Source organism: Alkalibacillus almallahensis, from assembly GCF_011761495.1.
Taxonomy (GTDB): domain Bacteria; phylum Bacillota; class Bacilli; order Bacillales; family Alkalibacillaceae; genus Alkalibacillus; species Alkalibacillus almallahensis.
On sequence record NZ_JAASRU010000034.1, the window covers coordinates 1 to 1,574 of the forward strand.

Below are 1,574 nucleotides of genomic sequence, written 5' to 3' on the forward strand. Positions count from 1 at the left end.
CAGCTTGTAGAGAAACCCCAGGTTTTTCTGCAAGCTTTTTTATTTCTATAGGGGTAATTAATCTTACTAAATCAAAATAAAATGATATATATAACGAAAAAGACTCTCCTCCGCCTAGACCCTACGGTCTAAGTGGAGGGCAATCTTCTTCATGTTCTGACAAGCAGCTGTCATAAGCGCTTGCTCTCGAACATTTTCCTTTCCACGCAAACGACAATAACGCAGCCCATGCAATTCTTTCGAATCTGCAAAGCTACGTTCCACTTTTTCTTTCCGCATTCGGTATATCCATTTGCCTTCATTTGTTAGCCGGTTTTCGCGAACTTTCTCTTTACTTTCTTCCCATACATGACGTGTTAACGTTTTCTGATGATCTTTGTTTTGGGTGCATTGATCTAGAATAGGGCAATCCTTACAAACTTCTGGATTCGATTTATATTGTCTGTACCCTTTTCGATCTGTTGTGGCGTATATTAAATCATGTCCTTCAGGACAAGTATATTTATCCTCTTTAGGATCATATTGATACTTCCATTTTGGTAGAAAACCTTTTCGACTTTTGTGACGACGATGTGCTATGACCCCAAATATATTTCTCTCATCTAATCCACGACAAATAGGAACCGTTAAATAACCAGCATCTAAACCAACAGCTTCTACGTCAAATCCGAAACGTTGGATCTGGTGATCTAACCGCTCTAAGTAAGGTTTGGAATCATGAATATTGCCTTCAGTCACATGAACATCTGTAATAATATTATATTTAAGATCCGTTGTGCGATGGTCTAAGTAGAAGAAGCCTTCAGGTTTATTTTCACGATATAAATAGCCACTTTCAGGATCAGTATCACTAACTTTAATTTCTTTAGTCTTTTTCACCTCTTCCTTCTTTTTTAAGGGCTTTTTTCCGTGATCAGTTCTATCCTTTTCAATGGCATCATTGAGATCATGGATATAATCTACTGTTTCTACCTCTACTTCTTGTTTAGAAAATTTTCGCTTATTGGCATTGGCTTTTAAATGAGTTGAATCTGTAAATAATACACGACCACCCACCATACGGTGGTTCATGGCTTGTAACACAATGTCATCAAATATCTCTTGGAAAATATCTGTATCTTTATAGCGTGTTCGACGATTCCAACTGATAGTTGAATGGTGGGGCACTTGATCAGTTAAATTTAATCCAAGAAACCATCTGTAAGCTACATTTGTTTGTATTTGTCGTTCTAATTCTCGCTCAGAACGAATGCCATAAAAATACCCAATAAACATCATTTTAAATAACACCAATGGATCGAGCGAAGGTCGACCATTATCCTCTGAATAATATGGACGCACTTTTTCGGGAATGAAAGAAAAATCAATGTACTGATCAATTTTTCGTAACAGATGATTTTCAGGTACAAGCTCATCAATGGTGACCATTTCAATCTCCATTTGACGCTCTTTATTACTTTTAAACATTGTTACACCGCCTTTGTTATTATACTTCTATTATATCAAATTAACGCGGTGAATTGTTAAAGTTTATGCAAAAAAATCAGGCTGCCGAGACTTTCTCGACAGCCTGA

The 1,574-nt window shown here is 36.8% G+C and carries 1 protein-coding gene; it reads right to left on the bottom strand.

Going from position 1 to position 1,574, the window contains the following annotated elements:
- Positions 1-114: 114 nt before the first annotated feature.
- Entirely contained in the window at positions 115-1,467 is a 1,353-nt protein-coding gene (locus FHR85_RS14270) for an IS1182 family transposase (protein ID WP_167264437.1), read from the bottom strand.
- Positions 1,468-1,574: the final 107 nt, after the last annotated feature.